Here is a 21,858-nt window from a genome sequence, read left to right as displayed (position 1 = left end):
CGGAATCAAGCCGGGTGTGGCATTGGTCCTGCGTGTGACGTAACGCCATCTTTGACAATCTGGTCCCGGCGTTGGCTAATCTGCCCGTAACGGAGGGGCCATGCCACTGACCATCTTGCTGCCATTGGTGATCATCGGGATCGTGGGAATCGCGGTTCTGTTGCATTTTCTTGGTCTGTCGAAACCCGCACGGTTCGACAACGAAGCTGCGGCAAAAGCCGCGTGGTTGCGCGAATTCCCGGAGGATGTGCCCACGCGTATTACTCTTTGCCAGAACCACAGCGCAGCGCTGGTTGATGCCTCGCAAGGGCGCGGCATTGTCTGGCCGATGGGGGCCGATACTACAGCGCGCTACCTGACCGATGCAAGGATCGAACGAACCGGCAACGGGCTATGTATAACGTTGCCTGATTACACGGCTCCGCGCATCCGGCTAACGCTTGAGGCCGAAGAAGCCGCAATCTGGGTCAACCTGATGAAGGAATTCGCATGAGCGACATGCTGACATACCCCGAAGTCACTCAATGGGCGGTACCGTTTTTCATCGCTGCCATCCTGGCGGAGCTGGCATGGATCGTGATCAAGGGGCGCGGCGGCCGGTACGAGACGCGCGATGCGCTGACCTCGCTTGTGATGGGTGCGGGGAATGTCGCCTCTTCCATCCTGCTGGGGTTCATCGCCTATGGGTTTTTCATGGTGCTTTGGGCGATCACGCCGCTTGATTTGGGCACATCGCTTTGGGTTGTGGCCTTGTGTTTCGTGTTGGATGACCTGCGCTATTACTGGGTGCATCGGTTCGGCCATCGTATCCGCTGGGTCTGGGCCAGCCATGTGAACCACCACTCTAGCCAGCATTATAACCTGACCACGGCGCTGCGGCAGACCTGGACGGGGTATTTTACCTTCATGATGGTCGTGCGCGCGCCCTTGATCCTGCTGGGATTCCATCCTGCCATGGTGCTGTTTTGCGGTGGGCTGAACCTGATCTACCAGTTCTGGATTCATACCGAAGCAATTGGCAGGATGCCGCGCTGGTTCGAGGCGGTGATGAACACACCCAGCCACCACAGGGTGCATCATGGTCGCAACCCGCGCTATCTAGATGCGAATTACGCCGGGGTTTTCATCATCTGGGACAAGATGTTTGGTACTTTTGTGCCGGAATTAGATGCGGAAAAGGTCGATTACGGGCTGGTGCGCAATCTGGGTACGTTCAACCCGATCCGTGTGGCGTTTCACGAATGGGTCGGGATTTCCCGTGACCTGCGCCAGCCGGGACTCAGTTGGCGTGACAGGCTGATGTATGCAGTGGCCCCGCCGGGATGGAGCCATGACGGATCGCGCGATACTTCTGAGCAGATCAAACAGAAACATCTGGCGGATCATCCCGAGGATGCTGGGACACCAGGATTTGCGGATATCCAGCGATAAGAAGCTCTTGGCTCGCCACGCAATTTGATGTCCTATCACGGCTATCGCAGCGGAGGCCGGGAATGGAGTGGCGCGACCAGGGCATATTGCTGTCCAGCCGGACACATGGCGAGACCTCAGTGATTATCGAGGTCTTTACGCCCGCGCACGGGCGCCATGCAGGTGTGGTCCGCAGCGGGGCGTCGCGCAAGATGGCCCCGGTGCTGCAACCCGGCGCGCAGCTGGATTTGGCATGGCGCGCGCGGCTTGAAGATCACCTTGGCGCGTTCCAGCCCGAGTTGTTGCGGTCACGGGCTGCGGCGTCCATGGGCGATCGGTTGTCACTTGCGGGGTTGAATGCCGTCACGGCGCTGTTGCTTTTTGCCTTGCCCGAACGCGAGGCGCATCCCGCGCTTTATGAACGGACCGAGGCGTTGTTGGACCTGTTGGGGCAGGGGGATGTCTGGCCGCTGGCCTATCTGCAATGGGAACTGGCGCTGCTGGATGATTTGGGGTTTGGGCTTGACCTTTCGACCTGTGCGGTCAAGGGCGCAGCGGCCAACGATCTGAGCTATGTCTCGCCGCGTACCGGGCGGGCGGTGTCGCGCGCCGGGGCGGGCGAATGGGCAGACCGGCTGTTGCCATTGCCGTCCTGCCTGATGGGGCACGGCCCTGCACCAGACATCGAAATAGCTCAGGGCTTTACCGTCACGGGTCATTTTCTGCGGCAACATCTGGCGCATGAAATGGGCAATAAACCCTTGCCCGAGGCGCGCCAGCGTTTTGTCGACCGGCATCGGAAGATGATGGAGAGCGGTTAGGTAATTGCCGCCCCCTTAGTCAAACTGAATGATGACAGCTTCGAAATCCTCTTCACTTGTGACTTTTGTATGGTGGCCCTTACCGGTGTGGTCCTCCATATGCCAAACGTCACCACGCGCGATTATCCGGGTGTCGCCATCGCTTGCTGTCACCTCAACCGATCCGGTAAGGCAAACTAGCTTTTGCCGCACGGGGGTTGGGTGGATAGGTTCATCCCATCCACTGCGGAGCCTCAGGAACATGGTCTGTGTCGCGGCCTCCGGTTCGGAGATCTCGATCTGTTTAGCGGGCGGCGCAAAGACACGCTCGCGCAAAGTGACGTCGACATTTTTCCAATGGCTTTCGCCCACGTGATCCGCAAATAACCTGTAATACCGCATGTGAAATTCTCTTACTCCAATAGCCACACAGGCTATAGATCAGGGGAATTGGCGTCTACCTATTGCGCGGTCTACTGTATCGCTTTGAAAAGCATTTCGCGGCCGGCATCGTTGCTGAGGATCAGCGTGTCACCGGCCACTTCCGAAAGTGTCATTTCAGACAAGGCGGTCAGGTAGATGGTTTCCTGATCCAGAGCAGGGCAGGCGAGGCGGGTGGCCCCGACATTCTTAACCGAAAACCAGGGATATGGAGCGGTTTGCGTCCCGAAATAACGGTTGCAGGACGCTTGACCAGTTATCTTTCCATCCGGGCCCAACTGTAACGTTGCGCGCGCCGGAAATGGATCGCCGTTAAGCGTGATCAGCTTCCATTCAATATCTGCACCGCCATATTGCGCGACTGTTTCATCACCTCGGCAATTCACAAGAGCCAGAAGGGCCAGCACTGCTAGAAAAATCCTCATTTTCGCTTACCTCAAGGCCAGAACCAGATCAACGAGCGAACCCATCGTACTGGCATTTTCGCCTGTTTCAGTTTGTGCCAAATCTTCCATGCCAATGCTGGCAGCATAGATTATACGCGCCATTTCCGGGTTGCCGATATCTAGATCCGACAGCAATTCCTGCACATAGGTCAGACGCCGTGCATCGACGCGCGCCACGGCCTGCTCGGCCAGCTTGCTGCTGCGTGCCCATGCCCGGATTGATGGATCTGCAGTATGATTTGCTGATCTTTCAACCATAGCCTGCCCCAGCCGTCTGAGGCGTGCCACTGGCGTTGTTTCCTCGGCCACTGCGGCACGTATGTCGCCGGTGGCTTCCATCTCCCACGCGGCAAGAAGCGCAGCGTGAAAGGCCGGAACATCCGAGAAATGCCAGTAGAATGACCCCTTTGTTGTGCCCAAACGGCGCGCCAGTGGTTCGGCTTTCAGCGCCTCGGGCCCGGCATCGACGACGGCGTTTAGGCCAGTCATCAGCCAGTCGGATTTAGTCAGTCGCTTGGTGGCAGTACGGGTCATGCATGCTGCATACGCCTGCGGTTTAGAGCCTGCAAGGATCGCGCGCGGGGCCAGCGCAAACTTGCCCGTTCAGGCCGGGGCGGAAAGCGGGATGCGGTCGATCAGGTGAAACATGCCATCCTCGCCTTCGCCCATCAGGCTAAGCGCGTCGATCCTGAAAGGTTTGGGTATCAGTGGTGTGAGCAGCGGAGCAAGCAGCGCGCGTAGCTGGGCTGCCTTGGCCCTTGGCAATTTACTTGTCAGCGTGAGGTGAAAGCGGAACTCTTCCAACACGTAAGGATAACCCCATTCACGCAACAGAGCGTCTTGTCGCGGGCTGAGATGGGATGCCTGACGCCGGGCAAGCTCCGAGGCGTCCATCGGCGCGCGAAATTGGTCAAAATAGCGAACCGTATCCGCAGCGAGCGCGTTCAGGGCCTGTGTTTTACCAACTGGCACCAGCGCCAGAAATCGACCCAACTGCACCAGCTCCATCGCCTCAAGGGTCACGGGCGCTCGGGTTGCGCAGAAATCGGCAAGCGCGTCGCGCAACCCGCGCGTATCTTGATCAGCGGCAAGTCGAAAGGGTGGTTTGATCGTACCGTGAAACCCGTATTTGCGTGGGGTTTTAGTGATCTCGTCCTGGCTAAGCGGCAGGTCCGGGATTTGCGGTGCGGGCGGCGTGACGCGTGCCACCACGTCCCAACCCAGCCAGCCCGCGCCGAAATCGGCCAAGGCACCGGATGCAGGCGTGTAAAAGATGGCGTAGCGGCTAATTTTCATGGGGATGGTCTAGGACAATCCCTGGTGCTTGGCCATAGGGTCATCCGCCCGCTTTGACAGCGCCCGGTTCAAGTCGCATAAGAGGAAAACCTTTATGCACGAGGTCTCTATGCCCCCCACGCCCATTTTCCCGGCGCCCCCCAATCCTGTTGCTTTAATCCTGGGAAGCGAGCAGGTTTTCCCGGTACGCCGGATCTTTTGTGTGGGCCGCAACTATGCTGCTCACGCCGCCGAAATGGGCAACGAGGTCGACCGCGAAGCGCCGTTCTACTTCACAAAATCTGCGCATGCCCTTTGCCCGTCCGGTAGCACCATTCCCTATCCGCCGGGCACGCAGGATTGCCATTACGAGATGGAATTCGTCGTGGCCATTGGTGCCCCCGCGTTTCAGGTAAGCAAGGGTGAGGCGATGGCCTCTGTCTGGGGCTATGGTTGTGGCATTGATCTGACCCGTCGTGACCTGCAAAGCGCTGCCAAAGACAAGCGCCGACCGTGGGATCTGGGCAAGGATTTCGAGAACGCCGCGATTTTAGCCCCTTTGATACCGGCGGCTGATTTCGGGGCGGTGGGGGCGCAGCGGATCACTCTCAATCTGAATGGCAAACCTGTTCAGGATGCGGCGCTGTCCGATATGGTCTGGTCCGTGTCTGAAATCATCGCGCACTTGTCAGGCTTCTATCATCTGCGCCCAGGTGACCTGATCTATACCGGTACCCCTGCCGGTGTCGGGCCGGTTCAGCCAGGTGACATTCTGAGCGGAGCGATTGATGGATTACCCCCGATCGAAGTGACGATCGGGGCCGCAGAACAGACTTGATTTCAGGGGGTTAGCCCAGCAGACGCCGCGCGATAACCTGCGCCTGAATCTCAGCGGCACCTTCGAAGATGTTGAGGATGCGAGCGTCACACAGGATGCGGCTGATCTTGTATTCCATCGCGAATCCGTTGCCACCGTGGATCTGCAAACCGTTATCGGCAGCGGCCCAGGCGACGCGGGCACCCAGCAGTTTCGCCATCCCTGCCTCAAGGTCGCAGCGGTGGCCGTGATCCTTTTCCCACGCGCTGAAATAGGTCAGCTGCCGGGCAATCATGATTTCAACTGCCATCATCGCTAACTTGCTGGCAACACGGGGAAATTCAATCAGGCTTTTGCCGAATTGCTTGCGGTCGATGGCATATTGCATCGATACATCCAGCGCCGATTGTGCCACGCCGATGGCGCGGGCGGCGGTCTGGATCCGGGCGGATTCGAAGGTTTCCATCAGTTGCTTGAAACCTTTGCCTTCTTCCCCGCCCAGCAGGTTTTCCCCTTTGACTTCGAAATTGTCGAACCCAAGCTCGTATTCCTTCATGCCGCGATAGCCCAGCACCTCGATCTCGCCGCCGGTCATGCCCTCGGTCGGGAACGGTGCCTCATCGGTGCCAGGCGTCTTTTCAGCCAGGAACATGCTGAGGCCGCGGTGATCTTTGCTGTCGGGATCGGTGCGCGCCAGCAGGGTCATCACATGGGTACGTGCCGCATGGGTGATCCAAGTCTTGTTGCCGGTGATTTTGTAATCATTTCCGTCTTTTACGGCACGTGTGCGCAGGCTGCCAAGGTCCGAACCGGTGTTGGGTTCGGTAAAGACAGCAGTCGGCAGAATTTCGGCGCTGGAGAGTTTTGGCAGCCAGTTGGCCTTCTGCTCATCGGTGCCGCCACACAGGATCAACTCGGCTGCAATCTCGCTGCGGGTGCCAAGCGAACCGACGCCGATATAGCCACGGCTCAACTCTTCGCTGACCACGACCATCGACGCTTTGGAGAGACCGAAACCGCCGTGTTCTTCGGGGATTGTCAGACCAAAAACGCCCATTTCCGCAAGCTCTTCGATGATTTCCATCGGGATGAGCTCGTCCTTCAGATGCCAATCATGCGCGAAGGGTTCAACCTTTTCGACTGCGAAACGGCGGAATTGCTCGCGGATCATCTCAAGCTCTTCTTCGAGGCCAGAGAAACCGACGGTGATATTGGCGGATTGTTCCTGCATCAGGGCGACCAGGCGCATACGTGCAGCCTGGGAATTTCCTTTGGCCATAAGGGTTTGCACCTCGGTACATTGGAAGCCGCTCAGCGCATCCCAGCCAAGGCCCATCTCTTGCAGGCGCACGACTTCGCCCTGATTCATCGGGATACCGCCGGCGATATGGTGCAGGTATTCTCCAAAGGCGATCTGGTGGATAAGCTGCTCGGTTTCGCCGAATTTTCCTTGCTCATTCAGACGGTTGGCCCAGTTTTGCATCTGGCGCAGAGACTCGACATAGGTGGCAAGCCAGGCAAGACCGTGGACGGCGCATTGATTTTCTTCAATTGCTGCACCTGAAACCCGGCCATCGACCACCGTGATTTCGTTCAGCTTGTCCTTTGCGGCGGTCAGCACGGCCTCGGCCGGAGCAATCGCGGCACCCGTAAGCGTCAGAAGATCCTCAAGAATTACCGTTTCCGCCATTGCGATATCCTGTCCATCATGCGCCATGAATCATATCCCCTTATTTTCGCTGCCCTTCCTAGGACATTTTGCAGGTGCAGCGCAACATTAATGCCTTTGAGCGCTGCATTTTGACGCAAAATTACCCAGTGAATTATTGCGGTGCAGCGATGCGTCAAGGTGCTAAAAGAGGATCATGGATCTTTTTTTCGGCATCACCTCACCCGCCATACTGATTTTTGCCTTCCTAATCAGTATATTAGGAGGTCTGATCAAGGGTGTCGTGGGATTTGCGATGCCGACGGTTCTGGTGTCGGGGCTGGGATCGTTTGCGACGGCAGAGGTGGCGCTGGCCGGAATGATCATGCCGACACTGATCACCAATGGCTGGCAGGCATTGCGGCAGGGACCGCGGGCGGCCATTGAATCTCTCAATAAATTCAGGGTGTTCCTGCTTGCGGGCTTTGTCGTGATGATGCTGAGCGCGCAACTGGTGCCGCTTGTGCCGGGATGGCTATTGCTGCTGGTCATTGGTGTGCTGATCACGTTGTTCATCACCCTGCAAATCCAGGGAATACGTCTGCGGCTGCCGGGGCACCCCGGGCGCCGTACACAGGTGGCGATTGGTGGCGTGACCGGATTCATGGGGGGAATCTCCGGTATTTGGGGGCCGCCAACCGTTGCGATGCTGACAGCATTAGATACTGAAAAGAAAGAGCAAATTAGAATACAGGGCGTGATTTACGGGCTGGGATCGGTGACGCTGGTCGCGGCACATTGGGGATCGGGCGTGTTGCGGGCCGAGACATTGCCGCTGTCGCTGGCACTGATCCCGACGGCGGTTTTGGGGATGGCGATCGGATTCCGGATACAGGACCGGATCGACCAGAGCACGTTCAAAAAGGCCACGCTGGCGGTCTTGCTGATCGGGGGGTTGAACCTGATCCGGCGCGGATTGGCCGGCTGATCATGCTGCAAGCGCGAAAAACGTATACTCCGTACGGACTGTACGGCCAAAACGTACGGAATTCCGGGTGATTTCACATGTGGGCGTACGGGACGTACGTTTTGGGCCGCTACGGGGCCAGCATGGCTATCGGACAGGGGTTCCAATGCGGGGCGAAGTGTTCATCCTGTTTCAAGCCGGTACTTGAGAAACGCCTTGCCGTCATATTCAACCTCGCCGACGAATTCTGCCCCAAACCGCCGGAGCGCGCCAAGCTTTTTGCGTGAGGGTGGCAGAAGGAACGTCACGAAGGGAATGCGCTGGTCGGCGATGGCAAATTCGATGGCTTTTCTGGAAATCTGCGTGCCCAAGCCAAACGCCTTTGGCTTGAGAACCAACCCATAATCCCACTCATCACCTTCCTTTTGGAAACCGCCCCAACCGACATATTCAGTGTTTGCCAGAATGGCCCAATGCCCGAGACCGTCACGCTGCCAATACGCTTCCTTGGTGGTCAGAAATTTGGCAACGGTAGCGTCATCCCAGGCCGAGGTAAGCAGTGGCATATGCGCCGCAACGCGAGGATCAGACATATGGGTGATGATGTCTCTGGCATCGACCGTCTGCAATCGGGCAAAGGATATTTGGTGTTTCACATTTGCCTCCAACGGGCATGATCCTTCTGTGTCGTAAGGGAATAAGGATTTGATAACAACGGCGGTCGATCAGAGGATTATGAGAGCGATAGTCTTGTTGGATTGGAAGAAGCCCTTTCATGGAATTACCCACGGGCCGGGGTCGGTCGGATCGAAAGGAAGTGGCGCGCGTCCACCGATCTCTTCCGTTGTCAGGAACGCGCTGATTAGCGATCCAAAATTCCAAATTCCCCGGCGTTTGTGCCTGCAAGAATGTCAGCCAAATCTTTCAGTTTTGCGCGAGGGGCCGGATCGCTGTTGAGGTCATATAGGTAGCGAGGTTTCCCGGCGGCTGATGCCCAAGGATAAAGAACGGCAATGCTGCGAAAACCGGGCTCCGCCCCAAACTGTGCCAAACTCAGAGGCGTGTCACTGGTCGTGTTGTTTTGCCGGTGAACGAAGACAGGCATATTGCAGTTGGTGTGGGGGCCGCATGTGCGGCGTTTTTTGTTTTCGTTGGCTTTGCCAAAGTCTGATTGCGGGGTTTGCGACCTGCATGTTCAGCACCGATGAACCGATACGCGCGGCATTATCCTTCGGTCAGCAAATGGTAGATGATCTTGGTCATGCGCTCGGTGGTGATGTGAAACCAGGCCAAATGCTCGAAAACTGACAATGGGTTTTCCTGAAGGACATCTTCCATAGACATGCCCTGTTCGATCAGAGGTTTCATCGTGGCTTTGATCGCGAGCAGCAGATCTACAGCCGTCTGCATCTCTGCCTTGTTGCCGATGGGTCCGTGACCCGCGATGATCACGGTGTCATCGTTGGCCATGTCGATGATCTGTCTTTGGGCCGCGATAAAGCCGTCGATATTGCCGCCATTGTCCAAATCCATGAAGGGATAGATCTTGTTGAAAAACAAATCACCCGTGTGGATGATATTGGCCTCGACAAAATGGACAATCGTGTCGCTCAGCGTGTGTGCGTTGGCAAAAGGGATCAATTCCAGTGTCAGGCCATTTAAATGGATTGTGGCGCGATCACTGAATGTCAGCACGGGCAAGCCTGCCTTGTCGAAGGTATCATCGACGCTTAGCAGGCGGCGCGTGTCTACGTGCGAGATGATCGTGGTGCCCGCAGCGGCATAGGTTGCGTTGCACCCGACGTGATCGGCATGCAAGTGCGTGCTGATCAGATAGTCAATCGGGCCACCCGCCAGCTTTTCTGTCGCCGCCACGGTCACGGCTGCCGATTTTTCCAAACCGTTGTCAATCAGGACAGAGCTTTCGTCCCCGACAAGCATCCCGATCGTGCCGCCCGGGTTTCCACCGTCGACTTCCAGTGCATAAACGCCTTGGCCGAGGTCTAGGGGGCGCCACGCGTCTTGCCCCGTGGGGGCGCCAGCCTTGTCCCAGACCCCACCTTCGGAATGGCCGTGCAAAAATGATCTGTCTGTTGAAGAAGTGTCAGTCACAGCGTTCAATGCCTTCTTGCGGTTTCGTCTTGGATTCTGTCTGGCAAATGGGTGGCGCGATTCAGTTTGCGCCGTACCACATTCGCCAAATCAGCCCGTCCTTCTTGATGAAGTGGTGGTAGAGCGCCGCGCCGGCATGAAACACCAGAAGGCCGACCATCAAACGAGCGCCGAGGCCGTGGGGGGCGCGTGGCAGGACTTTTGAAAAATCAGGCAGCGGAGCGTCTACTGCGCCGGACAAAATTTCGCCCGCGCCCGATGCGACCATCATGCCGATGCCACTGGCCACCATGCCAATGATGACGATGTAGAACAGCACATGGACCGCTTTGGCTGCGCCTGTTTGCCAGGCCGGATCGCCTGCAACCGGGTCCGGCTTTCTGTCGGCAAATTTCCACCAGAGAAGTCGTGCAATCGTCAGGACCAGGATGACGATCCCCAGGGGCGCATGAAACGTCAAAATTGCTTCTTTTGCCGCGCTGTCGACCATGGATGCAGCCCGAAAGCCCGATCCTAGTTGCGCCAGGATCAGCACGGCGCTCAGCCAGTGGATCGTGACCGCAACCGTTCCGTATTTCTCAGATGTGCTTTTCATGGGATCGTTCCTATTGGGGTGTTCAGGTTGATCGGTCGGTCCAGCCAATGTCCGCATGTGATCCATCGCAAAACGGTTTGTTTTTTGAAGCGCCGCAGCGGCAAAGGACATATTTGTCGGGTGACGCACCCTCAGCCTGGATACCGGAAGCCAGCGGGATCCGCGTGACGCGATAAGGCCCGTTGCCTTCAATCGTTATCCCCGGTGCGCCCCCGACGACATGCTGCGCCGGTCTTCCCGGTTCACTCCAGGAAAGCGCGCCGGACGGGCATGTTTCGACAACATCTCTGATCTGGTCCGGGGTCGCATTGTCAGGCACGATCCAGGGGTCACGCGTGCTGTCAAAGACGGCCTTCAACCGTGCGCCGCATTCCCCTGCGTGAGAGCAAAGCAGTCGGTTGTAATGCACATCAATCTGCTTGCCGCCAAAGACCTTCACGCCATCGGGTGTGCGATCCGCCGAAGGGTCGGTCGTAAAACCGATATCGTTATGCGATCCATCACAGTAAGGCTTTTTCTTCGACTGCCCGCAGCGACACAAAGCGATGACAGGCTGAGTTTCGAGTTCTTCTCCTGTGGTGTCCGTGAGCCGGGGAGGGGATTTTGCCACCAGCGGCCCGCCCGGGCGCTCTTCGATCACGGGCTGATGCGGGTTCGCAGGTGGAGTGCCTGAGCCACCGATCCGACCCGTCATGGTAAGACCATCGCGGATGTTCAGGCCCATCATGGTGAGGTTCGCAGCCCCGGCGACCAGCTCAACCATCTGAACGGTGTAGAATATTGTGTCGAACTCCCCGGCAGCGGCCTTGCCTGCCAGAAACCACGCCGAGGGCAGCAGGATCAGCAACCCGTTCATGGCGATAAGAGGCATGCGTTTCTTCTTTGCAACCGCCTTTGCGTCCGTGCGGTTCTTACCCATCACGGTGCCGGAACCGCCCGCAATTGCCATCGCCGGGATCAGGATGAACATGCCTTTCAGGATTAATCCCTTGACGGCCGCAATCGTCTCGTGGCTTGCAAACAGCTCGCTGATTGCCGTGGACGTCCAGAAAAGAAGGATCATCAGGAAACCGATGCCCCCTGCAATTGCGTGAATGCGTGTTTTCATTGTTGATCCCTCCAGTTTGGTTTGTTGCAGAAGACCCCGTTAGGCTGTGCAGCAGTTTGATACGGCGATCTTTTCGAAAAGATGCGGCGCGGTGACAGCGCTGGATGGGTAATGGCTGAGCGCTTCCTGAAACTCCGGGTTCGAGAATGCCGTGCGAAAGTCGGCCACCGAGTCCCAGATGGCGTAGTTCAGGTACATGCCGCTATCGCCGATGGCTTTGTGCATCTGCGTGCTGATGTAGCCCGGCTGCTTTTTCATGAAGAGCGCGTCATCTTTCCACGCCGCAATCAGCGCGTCGTGATCCGCCGGGTCAATCGTGAACAGGTTGACCAGAACAACGGGCCCGGCCTCGACGCCCAGCTGCTGTTCAATTGGAAATTTTGGATCGAGGGGTTCGAACTTGACCATCTGTATTGCTCCGTGAGTGGGTGTTTAATTGGTGTCATGTTGTCAATTATGATCGGTTAATCATATTGACAATGTATTGTCAACTTAATATCAACCAGAAATGACAGATGAAAAATGGACGGAGGCCGGAGAGGCGGTGACAGCGCTTATTCTGGATGTGTTTCGACTGAATGGCCGGTTACAGCTTGCCGGTGATCGGCTGGTTGCCGATCTTGGATTGACCAGTGCGCGCTGGCAGATCCTTGGTGCCATCGCCTATGCAGACCGACCGGAATCGGTGGCGTGGCATGCGCGCACGATGGGGGTTCATCGGCAGGGCGTTCAACGCATCGTGAATGAGCTGGAAAAAGAAAGCATTGTCGAGTTCCAGCCAAACCCGCATCACAAACGCGCGCAACTTGTTGTACTCACACCGAAAGGTCAAAAACTGTTCGATGCGGCGATAGCGTTGCAGGTTCCATGGGTGAATGATCTTTCCAAAGGCCTGTCGTCAGATGATATCGCGACCGCGCAAGAGGTCGTCGGACTGCTAAGGAAACGCCTGCAAGACTCGTCTTAGTCTCAAGACGAAGGTTCCTGGCAGATCAGACTTTTGTAGGGAGCTATCGTGAGACGAATAGCAGCGTGATTTTTTCATTTGCGGATCGCCTTAATCAACCAGACCCAACTGCCGCGCGATTGTGGCGCTGTCGTAATAGTCACGCCCCTCGACCACCATCCCATCCTTGACGCGCATCACCGAGCAGTACCGAACCTCGGCTCGTTTGCCTGTGGCTGGGAAATCCCCAAGGCTTGATCGAAGTGTCCCTGTGTGTGCCGGTGTTGCGAAACTCCACCGTAGCCCATTCTCCGCATTGGCTAACCATGACGTTCTCAACCTTGCAAAGCCCATCCGGAAACGCTTCGCGCCAGCGAAAGTAATCCTCTTTATAAGCGTCCTTCCCGGGAAGTTTTTCGCCGCGAGCAATATCTTCGAAGTCGCAATCATCCGCGATTACTTCCGCACCTCGGTCCGGGTCGCGCACATCCCAAGATTCATGAAACTGGCGGACGGTCTTTTCGGTAGGATGCATTAACTAAAACCCTTCTGCGTATGATCAAAGATGTTGGCCTGACGGACCTTTAGCATGAACACACCAAAGTGCCTTTAGGCGAAACCTAGCTTTCTTGCGGCAATCTTTGATGATGAAAGAGGGGCTTGGCGTGTGTTAATGGCCACGCTGATATCTTGCCGCGCAATCCCACGGTCCGGCGCTCACCCTTGTCATCACGTCAGCAAAGGAATCTGAGCTGTCATCCGACGCAATCAGTCAGGCAAAATCTGTCCCAACGACGACTCTGCGGACGAAACGGACGTCCGGCTTCTAAGTTGTAAAGTCCGCTTTGCGCTCGAAGTTATAGCAGCGAAAAGCAGCACAGGTGGAACAATTCGATACGGTGTCTAGCCCCCTGTTTCGGTACCACTGATTTGAGGTTTCTCTAATAAGGTTTCAGGTACTGGTGGACGCATGTTTAATGCGTGGTGAGGTCTGACCCGGTTGTATTGCCTGAGCCAAACATTGATGGCGACCTGCGCCTGTTTCGTGCTGTGGAACCACTCGGCATTCAGCACTTCTCGTCTTAAGGTTCCGTTGAATCGCTCGTTGTATCCGTTCTCCCAAGGCGAGCCTGGATAGATTTGCATTGGCTGGATGCCGACCTTCTTCAACCAATCCTGCAGATGCGCAGCTATGAACTCGGGGCCGTTATCAGACCGGATGAATTCCGGCTTGCCGTGCTTCATGAGCAGCGGGTGCAATGCGTCTAAAACATCATTTGCGTTCATCCTGGGCCTGACAGCCACGCAAAGTGCTTCGCGGGTGTACTCATCCAGCACTGTCAGCATTTGTAGCTGCGCCCGTTGCTCAACTTGTCATGCACAAAGTCGATGGCCCAAATGTGGTTGGGGTGCGTCGGACGCAGCCTAATGACAGAGCTGTCTTGGTGATAAAGCCGCCGTCGTTTCTTATGGCGATGGGGAAGTTGCAGGCCTTCTTCGCCCCACAAACGTTCGACCTTCTTGTGATTGACTTGCCAGCCTTCCATCCGCAACAGCGCGGTCACCTTCCGGTAGCCATACCAACCATATTGCTTGGCCAGACGGATCATCGCTAGGCGCAATGCATCATCATTTGCTAGCTTGGGTTGGTATCTCAGACTGGATCGCGCCACGCCAAGCACCGCGCAGGTCCGGCGCTCGGATGTATCCAGTTTTTGCCGGGTGTGAATGACAGCCTGACGAAGCTGTTCCCGCGTCAGGCCTTCGGCTTTAAATGATCCAGGCTCTCCTTCAGGATCACCTTGTCGAGTTGCAAGTCAGCGACAATCTTCTTCAGCCGATCATTCTCCTTTTGCAGCGCTCTCATCTCCGTCAATTGAGGTCGCCCCATGCCGCCAAACTTCTTGCGCCAATAGTAATAAGTCTTGTCCGAAATCCCTGCCTTGCGGCACGCGCTCACAACATCCAAACCATCATGCAGATGCACGTCTATCTCACGCTACAGCCTCAGCGCGTCCTCATCTGAATACCGCTTTCGAGCCATCTCCAATCCCTCCTGTGACACACAAATAGTGGCACAGTTTTACGGGGCTAAGACAGGCTCAGATAGACGCTGCTTCGCAGCCTCTCGAAACGGTCGTTTATGCGCAGCGCAGCGACATCGGCTGATAAATGCACTCGCTTGCGAGCACTAGCAGAGTGTTGCGAGGGCAACGAGCAGTCGAGAATCTTGATCCTGGTCAAGTCAGGCATCCGAAAGCCGAGCTACACTTGTTGGCAATGCAAAGGAGGGCTCGTATGGAAGACCTTGTCAAATTCGGTCAGGAATTCGTTCAGGCAATGCGGGATGGTCGCGGAATTGAGCATGTTGACCAGAGCTATGCCGAAAACGCAGAGTCGGTTGAGGCAGTTGTGCCACCCGGGCGCGATGTGCGGATCGCCAAGGGTCGCGGTGCGATCAAGGCAAAACGTGGAGATTGGGCGGCAACACACGACATTCATTCGCTCAAGGCGGACGGGCCCTATGTTCACCCGCCCAACCGATTTGGAGTGCGCTTCGAGGCGGAGGTGACTCAGAAGGCGACAGGTCGCAAGATGACACTGCGGGAGGTTGCAGTTTATACCGTCGAAGGAGACAAAATCGTCCGCGAAGAATTCTTCATGTTGCCTAAATAGGCAACGCACTCGACAATACGGCCAATCACTCCATGGATATCTGCGGCCCAAAGCGGATGAGGTGGCGTTCATACGTGGCGCAGCATCAGTGAATTTGGGCTCAAACCGCAATTTTGCCGCGCATGAAGCGAACGGCCGGTTCTAGAATTCTCGCCTCTTATCGAACTTGAGCCGAAGGGCAAGGGGCCGGAATTTGCCATCGCTCACTCAACCAATGTTTGCTGATGCAGCACTGCTTGGCAGGCGCGGTACGCCAACTACTGCGATGCAATGCAAGTCGCCGGAGCGGACATTGATGCATCTAGCACCTGGCCAATTCCGAACCCCGTTAGGGCGGACGGTTTTCTGGTCATTGGCGAGGCATCAGCTAGCAGTCAGATCTCCTACTTCATTCCGTACACATTGGGAGCAGATCGCGCGCAGCATAGAGCATTTTGTTATGCATTTTCGGTGCAGCTGAAGCTTTGTAACAGCCAAGGCGACCGAGATCTCTGTTAGGAATGTTGCATTTGTTTTGAGGTAATCATGCCCACCCAAGAAATCCGATGAAAATGTCATTATTATCCTCCGTGATTTGCAGAGGTTAGAACGACTCTGACTTTGAAGCCTGATACGGCCCGGACACATTCAGTGCCCGGGCCGTTTGGTCTGTTAGATTGACTGCCAGAGCTGGAAGAGCATGCCGACGGCAAATGCCCCGCTCAGAGACAGCCCAAGGTAAAGCACAAAAACCCTGGGCTTTGCCAATGCCCACACGGCCATGGCCGCAGGGATCGAGGTGACGCCACCGGCCACCAAGAAGGCCAGCCCAGCACCCGGTGCCATACCCTGTTCGATAAGACCACCGACCAGCGGCAGCGCTGCGTAGCCATTCAGGTAAGCCGGAACGCCGACGAGAGTTGCCGTGATAATCGGTATCACACCGGTGCCACCGAGGGCTTTGGTCACCGTTTCCGCAGGGATCCAGGCCAGCATCAGGCTTTCCAGAAGGAAGGCCAGGAACAGCCATTTTGCGAGAAAAAGTGTCGTGCTCCAAGCCGTCTTGGCAAACTTTGTGCGTCGTTCGCCATCGGTCCAGAATTTCCACATAACCGGTTTCGGGGCGCGCACTTTGGACCCGCCACAGCCGCCGTTGCCAACGCCGTCACGCAGCGGATCGCTCAACGCGCCACCCCGGCTCAGCAAATGGACAACGGTGCCGCCGAAGACGCCCAGCCCCACCGCTGCGATGGTTTTGGCGATTGCAAATTTCGCCCCCAAAACGCCCGCGGTCAGAAAGAACATGGACGGGTCCATGATGGGAGAGGCGAGCCAGAACGCCATGACGGCTGACAAGGGCACGCCCATTGCCAGCAGTGCGGCGATCAATGGGATCACGCCGCAGGAACAAAACGGCGACAGGCCGCCTGCGATGGCACCCAGAAGGATCATCACCAACGGGGCGCCCGTGAACGCTTTGGCTATCAGGTTGTCTGCGCCTGTTGCTCCGGCCCAGGCGGCAACGCCGATTGAGAACATGAGATAGGGCGCTACGTGCAGGAGCGCAGCCACTGCGAAGTTGGTGCTTTCGACGGCCTGCGACGTATCGAAGATCGCAAGCGCTGCAAGGATCAGCGCGGAGATGAGCCACACGCGCTGATCACTGAGAAACTGGCGGAGCGCATCCCGGCGCCGCGGCAGGTGTTCTGAGGTGCTAGCCATAACTAATTATCCAGTTTAATAGTTGTTTAGGGTTAAGAAAAATGCATACACTGTATCATGCTGCATCCTCCTTTGCTGCAGCGGGAAGTCCCTCGCAGCATTCTGATGTCAGAAACGTCACGAGGTGATGCATCACCGTGAAATCCGCCTTGTTGAACACTTCGCGACCTTGCTTTTCCTGCACCACAAGCCCCGCGTCTACCAGCGCTGCGAGATGATGTGCCAAGGTTGAAGGTGCCAGATCCAAAAGCTGACCGATTTCGCCCACGCGCAAACCATCATACCCTTTCCGTACCAACAGTCGGAAAATGGCAAGCCGGGCATCATGGCCTAAAGCTGCGAGAGCACGTGATTCTTGTGTTTTTGTTGACATAGTCAACAATATAACTATAAAACTAGTTTTGTAAAGAAGATATCTCATAATTTGAAATTTGGCCGGACCACGCTCTGGCATTGGCATTGGCTTTGGTCGTCACCAACGCCATGACCCCAAATAGGGACGGGAGTAAGGGGTCGTGTCCTAGGGATGCGGTTGGGGCAGATCGAAACGCATTACAAGATAGACGAGAATGTGTTGCACATTTTCGATCCGGCGTGCGGGAGATATCCCGGACGTGCTGTGCCCAACAGAATGCCTGTCATCGCCATCGGGGAATACGAGTTGAGGGCAGGACTGATTGTCACTGACATATCTTGTCATGTCGCCCCGTGGCCGATCAAAATCAACGTATCGTATATCGAGGTTCTGGCGAACATGCGGGAAGACTGACAAAAACCCTTCGACCAAAAGGCATTGGGGGCAATAGAACGCTGTGTTGCCCGCTCGGGCGTCGATAAAATCGGATCTCAGAAGATATAGAATGGTGCTCGTCATGGTCCCGCCATTTCAAGATTGTTCGCGCTTTTTTATTATTCCTGAGCTGTCCGGCGGCAATTCAGAGTTCAGCGCGGCCGCCGTCGATGACCATTTCAGCGCCCAGCATGTAGCTGGACGCATCGCTTGCCAGAAACAGAACCGCGGCCGCGATATCCTCCGGCTTGCCCATGCGGCCCACTGGCACTTGTTGTCCAACCCGCTCTACATAGGCGCAAAAGTGTTCGTCGGATTCATTTGGTCCACGATGTATCGGTGTCTCGATAGTGCCTGGACTTACGCAGTTCACACGAATGCCTCGATCCAAGAGCTCAGCCGACATGACACGCGCAAAAGAACGTACCGCTGCTTTTGAAGCCGACAGCAACGCTTTGTTTGGTGTTCCGATCTGGTTCAGCCATGACGTATTCAGGATGATTGAGGCCCCTTCGGGCATCAGTGGGAGGACGGACTGGATCGAAAAGAATGTGCCTTTCACGTTCACATCCATCATCCGGTAATACATCGCTTCATCAGTTTTCCCGAGTGGCGTGTTGAAGGCAACGCCCGCGTTGGCAAAGAAGATATCCAGCTTGCCAAAGGCCTGCCGCAACTCGGATTGCATCCGGTCCAGATCATCCAGTTTGCTGACATCCGCCTGGATCGCGATGGTGCCATCGCCTAGCATCTTTCGGGCAGAGTGGAGTTTCTCGGTGTTTGTTCCGGTGATTGCGACACGCGCGCCATTGTCTTTCAGCATCTTGGCTGATGCAAAGCCAATGCCGCTGGACCCGCCTGTGACAAGAGCTGTTTTACCTTCAAGCATGAAGGTGCCTCCTAAATTGGTTGAAAACGTAGAAGTGTCCGAGGCGACGGTGATCCGTCATTTTGATGCCAGGATCAGTACTGGCTTTCCTCTTTCTCCCATTTGCTGCTGGTATAATCCTGTGAAGGCATCCTGATGTCCGGAAGCGTGCTCTTGCCCACTTCTCCGTCTTCTGGCAGGAATCCATTCATGTGGAGAATGTATGCGGTGACCGCATAGACCTCTTCTGTACTTAGCTCCTTGGGATTGAAAGGGGGCATGGCGGTGCGAATGTATTCGAAGAGGCTTGTCGCATAGGGCCAGGAATGGCCCGTCGACCAGTGAAAGCCGTGGTCGGGTTTGCCCGTGCCTGCAAGGATCGGGATGTACATGTTCATGTTACCTTCCCCGTTTGCACCGTGGCAGACCGAGCACTGATCCTCGTAGACAACCTTGCCTGCCTGAACTGTGCCGCTGCCCGGCGGCAGCCCTTCACCGTCTGGGTAGACCGTTGTGCTGAGGCCTGCCAGTTCTTCTATCGGGATGGTTTGTCCCAGGGCCGGCGTATCTTCAGCAGCGACCCTGTTTGCCGCGAGAAATCCAATGGCGATCACGTGTAAGATTTGTTTCCTAGAAGACATTTGAGATGGCTCCCTGTGCATCGATGAACCAGGTCTGGATTGCGTTGTAATGATTGCGGCTTCCCTCGAAATACCTGCTTTTCCAGGCCTCATGAGTTGGCTGAACATTGCCCTGTTCGTCGATGGCGCGGCTTTTCAGGCGGACCGGTTTACCGTCCCAGTGCCAGGGCAAGGTAAAGCGCGTCAGTGATTTGCTCAGAACCGGCCCTTCAATATTGGCGGGCACCCAATTCTCGCCCCCGTCGTCGGATACTTCGACCTTGGAGATTTTCCCAAATCCCGACCACGCCAATCCGTGCACCTGGTAGTATCCCTTGTCCGGCAGGGCCTGTCCTGCCGACGGATGGGTGATCACCGATTTGACCCCCATATACATGCTGAAGCCTTCGATCGAGCCATCAGCCAGGGTTTCGGAATAGTGGCGGCTTTCCTCACGGGTGTAGGCGGGCCGGTCGGTAACCTCGAGGCGTCTGAGCCACTTGACGCTGGTGTTCCCTTCCCAGCCCGGCAGGAACAGACGCATGGGATAACCCTGCGCAGGCCTTAGCCGCTCACCGTTTTGATAGAGCGCTATAATGGCATCATCCATCAGCTTTTGCAGCGGGATGCTGCGCGCAAGGGAACCGGCGTCGGCACCTTCGGCGATGACCCACTTGGCGCGCGGGCCCAGGCCTGCCTCCTGCAGCAGCAGCCTGACCGGAACACCGATCCATTCAGATCCTGACACAAGCCCATGAAGATATTGCATCGGCATTTGCTGCGCTTCGCGGTGATAGCCTTGCGGTGCACTATTTCCCCCGCATTCGAGGAAGTTGATCCCTCCGGACAGGGGGTATCGCATGAGGTCGCGCGCGGTGAATTTCAGCGGCCGATCCGTCATGCCGTGTATAAATAATTCATGGGTTTCCGGGTCAACCTCGGCCACACCCGAATGGTGAGCGCCGAAATGAAGCCCTGATGGCGTGATGATACCTTTTGGGACATGCAGCGGCGTGAACGATGCCGTCAGGGTCGATTTTTCGTTTTGGGGAAAAATTTTGCGTACGACGTCGGACTCGTAGGGTGACGGGCTGCCGTAAGCTTCATCCTCCACACCTGGATAGAGCATATTATCGGGAAATTCCGGCGCTGCACTAGAGCCTGTCGCCGCCAGTGCAGCGGAACTCGCCGTCAGAAACGTCGCACCTGTCTTCAGGAAGTCTCGTCTTCCTAAAAACCCAGTCGTCATTGTCATCAGCTTAACCTCCAGATTTCGATTGATCTAATTCGTGAGTGGTGGAAATTGGTAGGCGTTGCATTTGCTGCACTAATCGCTGTGGCATCATTCCGACAGGCATAACTGGCTCAACAGCATGAGTTGGTTGATGCAACGGCGCAGGCTTTTTGGGCGACGGGCGCGGCCCCCTGGGCTCGCGCCTCCATGGCCTGGTCCATCGCGGTTTTGAACTTTCTGAAGGCCTTTTCGATATCGGCCCTGGGTGCTGCGATGTTGACCCGGATGAACGTTGTCGCGTCCTGATCGAACCAGGTGCCGGGTGTGGCGCCGAAGCCGGATTCGCCCAGCGTGGCTTTCAAATCGTCCCCGGCGAGACCGGTAGCCGTGCAATCGAGCCAGACCTGATACGTGCCCTCGACCGGAGACATCTTGATCGCGGGTAGCTCTTCTTGCAGAAACCGGAAGATCCAGGCGACCGTGCCTTCAAGATAGGTGATCAATTCGTCCACCCAGGCCTCGCCTTTTTCATAGGCGGCGATGGTCGCAAAGGTCGTGAATGCATTCCCATGTGTGAGGTACATCGATTCCGCTGTTTTCTTGAAGCGGTCGAGAAGCTCTTGGTTTGCCGTATAAACATATCCGTTTGAGATGCTGTGCATGCCAAAGGTTTTTGCGGGCGACCCGATGACCGACACGTGGTTCTTCGGATCCAGAGCCATCAGGCTGGTGAAGCGATGGCCGGTGTAGATGATATCGGAATGGATCTCATCGCTGATGATCGTCACACTGTGGCGGTTGGCGATTTCGACGAGCTTCTCCAATTCGTCCTTGCGCCAAACGCGGCCGACAGGATTATGCGGGTTACACAGGATCATGGCTTCGACGTCCGGTGCGCTCAGCTTCACGTCCAGATCGTCGAAATCCATCTCATATGAGCTTTCGACATTGCGGAGCGGGCTCTTGACGATGTTCCGACCGGCTGTGCTGATCACCTTGCCAAACTGATGGTAGGCCGGGACCTGCATCAGCACGCCATTCCCCGGTTCGGTCAACTCGCGGATCAGCATCGCAATGGCTGTGAGAACCCCGGGAACCTGTACCAACTTTTCGGGGTCCAGAGAAAGGTTGTGGCGGCGTTTGAACCAGGTCGAAATCGCCGCGAATACGCCTTTTGAGTTGAACTCGTAGGCAAACTGACCCCGGTTGGCCAGACGCAGAAGTTCCTCCTGGATTGGGTTGGCGACAGCGAAGTCCATATCTGCGACCCATAGTGGCGTCACCTGATCGGTGCCGAAGACCATATTCAGGAAGTTGGGGTCATGTCGGACGAAGGTGTCACCGGTTTTTGCAGGGGCAATGTCAAACGGACTCACGAGGCTATTCCTTTGGAAAGAGATGTCT

The 21,858-nt window shown here is 56.3% G+C and carries 28 protein-coding genes and 1 pseudogene; 7 read left to right on the top strand and 22 right to left on the bottom strand.

The genetic code is table 11. The features are described from left to right. Positions 1-100: 100 nt before the first annotated feature. The 3 genes from Q1B27_RS09955 to recO all read left to right on the top strand — a co-directional run bounded on the left by Q1B27_RS09955 (position 101) and on the right by recO (position 2,231). Positions 101-493, top strand: coding sequence for a hypothetical protein (locus Q1B27_RS09955; protein WP_299847034.1), 393 nt, complete (start codon positions 101-103; stop codon positions 491-493). After that, positions 490-1,431 carry a sterol desaturase family protein gene (locus Q1B27_RS09950; RefSeq protein WP_299847032.1) on the top strand — a complete coding sequence of 314 codons (942 nt, stop codon included), beginning with the start codon at positions 490-492 and terminating at the stop codon, positions 1,429-1,431. Before Q1B27_RS09955 ends, Q1B27_RS09950 begins: the two co-directional genes overlap by 4 nt. Before the next feature lie 62 nt (positions 1,432-1,493). Continuing rightward, entirely contained in the window at positions 1,494-2,231 is a 738-nt protein-coding gene (gene recO, locus Q1B27_RS09945; RefSeq protein WP_299847030.1) for a DNA repair protein RecO, read from the top strand. 15 nt (positions 2,232-2,246) lie between these two features. On the opposite strand, the gene Q1B27_RS09940 is transcribed toward recO, so the two are convergent. The 4 genes from Q1B27_RS09940 to Q1B27_RS09925 form a co-directional block, all read right to left on the bottom strand. After that, positions 2,247-2,612 carry a cupin gene (locus tag Q1B27_RS09940; protein ID WP_299847028.1) on the bottom strand — a complete coding sequence of 122 codons (366 nt, stop codon included), beginning with the start codon at positions 2,610-2,612 and terminating at the stop codon, positions 2,247-2,249. Positions 2,613-2,683: 71 nt separating this feature from the next. Beyond that, positions 2,684-3,076 (bottom strand): META domain-containing protein, encoded by a 393-nt coding sequence (locus Q1B27_RS09935; protein ID WP_299847026.1) that lies wholly within the window; start codon positions 3,074-3,076, stop codon positions 2,684-2,686. 6 nt (positions 3,077-3,082) lie between these two features. After that, positions 3,083-3,631 carry a TetR/AcrR family transcriptional regulator gene (locus Q1B27_RS09930; RefSeq protein ID WP_299847024.1) on the bottom strand — a complete coding sequence of 183 codons (549 nt, stop codon included), beginning with the start codon at positions 3,629-3,631 and terminating at the stop codon, positions 3,083-3,085. Between the two features lie 69 nt (positions 3,632-3,700). After that, positions 3,701-4,393 carry a DUF1045 domain-containing protein gene (locus tag Q1B27_RS09925; RefSeq protein ID WP_299847022.1) on the bottom strand — a complete coding sequence of 231 codons (693 nt, stop codon included), beginning with the start codon at positions 4,391-4,393 and terminating at the stop codon, positions 3,701-3,703. Between the two features lie 94 nt (positions 4,394-4,487). Here Q1B27_RS09925 and Q1B27_RS09920 point away from each other — a divergent pair, with 94 nt between their 5' ends. Continuing rightward, positions 4,488-5,210 carry a fumarylacetoacetate hydrolase family protein gene (locus tag Q1B27_RS09920; protein WP_299847021.1) on the top strand — a complete coding sequence of 241 codons (723 nt, stop codon included), beginning with the start codon at positions 4,488-4,490 and terminating at the stop codon, positions 5,208-5,210. A gap of 10 nt (positions 5,211-5,220) precedes the next feature. Here the strand turns inward: Q1B27_RS09920 and Q1B27_RS09915 are convergent, their stop codons facing one another. Continuing rightward, positions 5,221-6,906: an acyl-CoA dehydrogenase family protein gene (locus tag Q1B27_RS09915; protein ID WP_299847019.1), complete on the bottom strand. Its 1,686-nt coding sequence runs from the start codon at positions 6,904-6,906 to the stop codon at positions 5,221-5,223. Positions 6,907-7,054: 148 nt separating this feature from the next. Between Q1B27_RS09915 and Q1B27_RS09910 the strand changes: the two genes are divergently transcribed. Further along, the gene (locus Q1B27_RS09910; RefSeq protein ID WP_299847017.1) at positions 7,055-7,825 is read left to right on the top strand and encodes a sulfite exporter TauE/SafE family protein; all 771 of its coding nucleotides are present in this window, start codon (positions 7,055-7,057) and stop codon (positions 7,823-7,825) included. 161 nt (positions 7,826-7,986) lie between these two features. Here Q1B27_RS09910 and Q1B27_RS09905 read toward each other — a convergent pair whose 3' ends face one another. The 5 genes from Q1B27_RS09905 to Q1B27_RS09885 all read right to left on the bottom strand — a co-directional run bounded on the left by Q1B27_RS09905 (position 7,987) and on the right by Q1B27_RS09885 (position 12,027). Then, entirely contained in the window at positions 7,987-8,460 is a 474-nt protein-coding gene (locus Q1B27_RS09905) for a GNAT family N-acetyltransferase (protein ID WP_299847015.1), read from the bottom strand. A 568-nt stretch (positions 8,461-9,028) separates the two neighbouring features. Beyond that, entirely contained in the window at positions 9,029-9,916 is an 888-nt protein-coding gene (locus Q1B27_RS09900; RefSeq protein WP_299847013.1) for an MBL fold metallo-hydrolase, read from the bottom strand. Between the two features lie 61 nt (positions 9,917-9,977). After that, positions 9,978-10,511, bottom strand: a complete 534-nt coding sequence (locus tag Q1B27_RS09895; protein ID WP_299847011.1) for a cytochrome b/b6 domain-containing protein — start codon at positions 10,509-10,511, stop codon at positions 9,978-9,980. Positions 10,512-10,533: 22 nt separating this feature from the next. Beyond that, complete coding sequence (locus Q1B27_RS09890; RefSeq protein WP_299847009.1) at positions 10,534-11,619, bottom strand: CDGSH iron-sulfur domain-containing protein; 1,086 nt, start codon at positions 11,617-11,619, stop codon at positions 10,534-10,536. 39 nt (positions 11,620-11,658) lie between these two features. Then, positions 11,659-12,027 (bottom strand): antibiotic biosynthesis monooxygenase, encoded by a 369-nt coding sequence (locus Q1B27_RS09885; protein WP_299847007.1) that lies wholly within the window; start codon positions 12,025-12,027, stop codon positions 11,659-11,661. A gap of 100 nt (positions 12,028-12,127) precedes the next feature. Between Q1B27_RS09885 and Q1B27_RS09880 the strand changes: the two genes are divergently transcribed. Beyond that, on the top strand, positions 12,128-12,586 hold the full coding sequence (locus Q1B27_RS09880; RefSeq protein ID WP_299847004.1) for a MarR family winged helix-turn-helix transcriptional regulator: 459 nt from the start codon (positions 12,128-12,130) through the stop codon (positions 12,584-12,586). 90 nt (positions 12,587-12,676) lie between these two features. On the opposite strand, the gene Q1B27_RS24515 is transcribed toward Q1B27_RS09880, so the two are convergent. The 5 genes and pseudogenes from Q1B27_RS24515 to Q1B27_RS09860 form a co-directional block, all read right to left on the bottom strand. Continuing rightward, positions 12,677-12,919 (bottom strand): ester cyclase, encoded by a 243-nt coding sequence (locus Q1B27_RS24515; protein ID WP_367181350.1) that lies wholly within the window; start codon positions 12,917-12,919, stop codon positions 12,677-12,679. Next, a pseudogene (locus Q1B27_RS09875) lies at positions 12,834-13,100 on the bottom strand (nuclear transport factor 2 family protein); the annotation flags it as partial. The gene Q1B27_RS24515 and the pseudogene Q1B27_RS09875, both read right to left, overlap by 86 nt. A 368-nt stretch (positions 13,101-13,468) precedes the next feature. After that, positions 13,469-13,912 carry an integrase core domain-containing protein gene (locus Q1B27_RS09870; RefSeq protein WP_299847000.1) on the bottom strand — a complete coding sequence of 148 codons (444 nt, stop codon included), beginning with the start codon at positions 13,910-13,912 and terminating at the stop codon, positions 13,469-13,471. Beyond that, positions 13,906-14,238 (bottom strand): IS3 family transposase, encoded by a 333-nt coding sequence (locus tag Q1B27_RS09865; RefSeq protein WP_299846998.1) that lies wholly within the window; start codon positions 14,236-14,238, stop codon positions 13,906-13,908. Before Q1B27_RS09865 ends, Q1B27_RS09870 begins: the two co-directional genes overlap by 7 nt. Before the next feature lie 83 nt (positions 14,239-14,321). After that, on the bottom strand, positions 14,322-14,552 hold the full coding sequence (locus Q1B27_RS09860) for a transposase (RefSeq protein ID WP_299846996.1): 231 nt from the start codon (positions 14,550-14,552) through the stop codon (positions 14,322-14,324). 311 nt (positions 14,553-14,863) lie between these two features. Here Q1B27_RS09860 and Q1B27_RS09855 point away from each other — a divergent pair, with 311 nt between their 5' ends. Next, positions 14,864-15,241: a nuclear transport factor 2 family protein gene (locus tag Q1B27_RS09855; protein WP_299846994.1), complete on the top strand. Its 378-nt coding sequence runs from the start codon at positions 14,864-14,866 to the stop codon at positions 15,239-15,241. A 651-nt stretch (positions 15,242-15,892) separates the two neighbouring features. Here the strand turns inward: Q1B27_RS09855 and Q1B27_RS09850 are convergent. From Q1B27_RS09850 to Q1B27_RS09825, 7 genes are all read right to left on the bottom strand, one after another. Then, entirely contained in the window at positions 15,893-16,942 is a 1,050-nt protein-coding gene (locus tag Q1B27_RS09850) for a permease (protein ID WP_299846992.1), read from the bottom strand. A 55-nt stretch (positions 16,943-16,997) separates the two neighbouring features. After that, positions 16,998-17,315, bottom strand: a complete 318-nt coding sequence (locus Q1B27_RS09845; protein WP_299847662.1) for a helix-turn-helix transcriptional regulator — start codon at positions 17,313-17,315, stop codon at positions 16,998-17,000. Positions 17,316-17,462: 147 nt separating this feature from the next. Continuing rightward, positions 17,463-17,816 (bottom strand): DUF3088 family protein, encoded by a 354-nt coding sequence (locus tag Q1B27_RS24510; protein WP_367181347.1) that lies wholly within the window; start codon positions 17,814-17,816, stop codon positions 17,463-17,465. A gap of 61 nt (positions 17,817-17,877) precedes the next feature. Further along, entirely contained in the window at positions 17,878-18,621 is a 744-nt protein-coding gene (locus Q1B27_RS09840) for an SDR family oxidoreductase (protein ID WP_299846990.1), read from the bottom strand. A gap of 74 nt (positions 18,622-18,695) precedes the next feature. Beyond that, positions 18,696-19,241, bottom strand: coding sequence for a cytochrome c (locus tag Q1B27_RS09835; protein ID WP_299846987.1), 546 nt, complete (start codon positions 19,239-19,241; stop codon positions 18,696-18,698). Beyond that, positions 19,231-20,475, bottom strand: coding sequence for a sulfite dehydrogenase (gene soxC / locus Q1B27_RS09830; RefSeq protein WP_299846985.1), 1,245 nt, complete (start codon positions 20,473-20,475; stop codon positions 19,231-19,233). The genes Q1B27_RS09835 and soxC overlap by 11 nt, the downstream gene beginning before the upstream one ends. Positions 20,476-20,585: 110 nt before the next feature. Then, a complete protein-coding gene (locus Q1B27_RS09825) occupies positions 20,586-21,830 on the bottom strand; it encodes an aminotransferase class I/II-fold pyridoxal phosphate-dependent enzyme (RefSeq protein WP_299846983.1) in 1,245 nt (414 codons plus the stop codon). Positions 21,831-21,858: the final 28 nt, after the last annotated feature.

The organism is uncultured Roseovarius sp. (assembly GCF_947489715.1).
GTDB lineage: Bacteria > Pseudomonadota > Alphaproteobacteria > Rhodobacterales > Rhodobacteraceae > Roseovarius.
This window is presented reverse-complemented; position numbering and strand designations above follow the sequence as displayed.

What these genes read in the sequence shown, in the direction of transcription:
- Q1B27_RS09955 (WP_299847034.1), top strand. Translation starts at nt 101, where the DNA reads ATGCCACTGACCATCTTGCTGCCATTGGTGATCATCGGGATCGTGGGA.
- Q1B27_RS09950 (WP_299847032.1), top strand. Translation starts at nt 490, where the DNA reads ATGAGCGACATGCTGACATACCCCGAAGTCACTCAATGGGCGGTACCG.
- recO (WP_299847030.1), top strand. Translation starts at nt 1,494, where the DNA reads ATGGAGTGGCGCGACCAGGGCATATTGCTGTCCAGCCGGACACATGGC.
- Q1B27_RS09940 (WP_299847028.1), bottom strand. Translation starts at nt 2,612, where the DNA reads ATGCGGTATTACAGGTTATTTGCGGATCACGTGGGCGAAAGCCATTGG.
- Q1B27_RS09935 (WP_299847026.1), bottom strand. Translation starts at nt 3,076, where the DNA reads ATGAGGATTTTTCTAGCAGTGCTGGCCCTTCTGGCTCTTGTGAATTGC.
- Q1B27_RS09930 (WP_299847024.1), bottom strand. Translation starts at nt 3,631, where the DNA reads ATGACCCGTACTGCCACCAAGCGACTGACTAAATCCGACTGGCTGATG.
- Q1B27_RS09925 (WP_299847022.1), bottom strand. Translation starts at nt 4,393, where the DNA reads ATGAAAATTAGCCGCTACGCCATCTTTTACACGCCTGCATCCGGTGCC.
- Q1B27_RS09920 (WP_299847021.1), top strand. Translation starts at nt 4,488, where the DNA reads ATGCACGAGGTCTCTATGCCCCCCACGCCCATTTTCCCGGCGCCCCCC.
- Q1B27_RS09915 (WP_299847019.1), bottom strand. Translation starts at nt 6,906, where the DNA reads ATGGCGCATGATGGACAGGATATCGCAATGGCGGAAACGGTAATTCTT.
- Q1B27_RS09910 (WP_299847017.1), top strand. Translation starts at nt 7,055, where the DNA reads ATGGATCTTTTTTTCGGCATCACCTCACCCGCCATACTGATTTTTGCC.
- Q1B27_RS09895 (WP_299847011.1), bottom strand. Translation starts at nt 10,511, where the DNA reads ATGAAAAGCACATCTGAGAAATACGGAACGGTTGCGGTCACGATCCAC.
- Q1B27_RS09890 (WP_299847009.1), bottom strand. Translation starts at nt 11,619, where the DNA reads ATGAAAACACGCATTCACGCAATTGCAGGGGGCATCGGTTTCCTGATG.
- Q1B27_RS09885 (WP_299847007.1), bottom strand. Translation starts at nt 12,027, where the DNA reads ATGGTCAAGTTCGAACCCCTCGATCCAAAATTTCCAATTGAACAGCAG.
- Q1B27_RS09880 (WP_299847004.1), top strand. Translation starts at nt 12,128, where the DNA reads ATGACAGATGAAAAATGGACGGAGGCCGGAGAGGCGGTGACAGCGCTT.
- Q1B27_RS24515 (WP_367181350.1), bottom strand. Translation starts at nt 12,919, where the DNA reads ATGGGCTTTGCAAGGTTGAGAACGTCATGGTTAGCCAATGCGGAGAAT.
- Q1B27_RS09870 (WP_299847000.1), bottom strand. Translation starts at nt 13,912, where the DNA reads ATGCTGACAGTGCTGGATGAGTACACCCGCGAAGCACTTTGCGTGGCT.
- Q1B27_RS09855 (WP_299846994.1), top strand. Translation starts at nt 14,864, where the DNA reads ATGGAAGACCTTGTCAAATTCGGTCAGGAATTCGTTCAGGCAATGCGG.
- Q1B27_RS09850 (WP_299846992.1), bottom strand. Translation starts at nt 16,942, where the DNA reads ATGGCTAGCACCTCAGAACACCTGCCGCGGCGCCGGGATGCGCTCCGC.
- Q1B27_RS09845 (WP_299847662.1), bottom strand. Translation starts at nt 17,315, where the DNA reads ATGTCAACAAAAACACAAGAATCACGTGCTCTCGCAGCTTTAGGCCAT.
- Q1B27_RS24510 (WP_367181347.1), bottom strand. Translation starts at nt 17,816, where the DNA reads ATGACGAGCACCATTCTATATCTTCTGAGATCCGATTTTATCGACGCC.
- Q1B27_RS09840 (WP_299846990.1), bottom strand. Translation starts at nt 18,621, where the DNA reads ATGCTTGAAGGTAAAACAGCTCTTGTCACAGGCGGGTCCAGCGGCATT.
- Q1B27_RS09835 (WP_299846987.1), bottom strand. Translation starts at nt 19,241, where the DNA reads ATGTCTTCTAGGAAACAAATCTTACACGTGATCGCCATTGGATTTCTC.
- soxC (WP_299846985.1), bottom strand. Translation starts at nt 20,475, where the DNA reads ATGACAATGACGACTGGGTTTTTAGGAAGACGAGACTTCCTGAAGACA.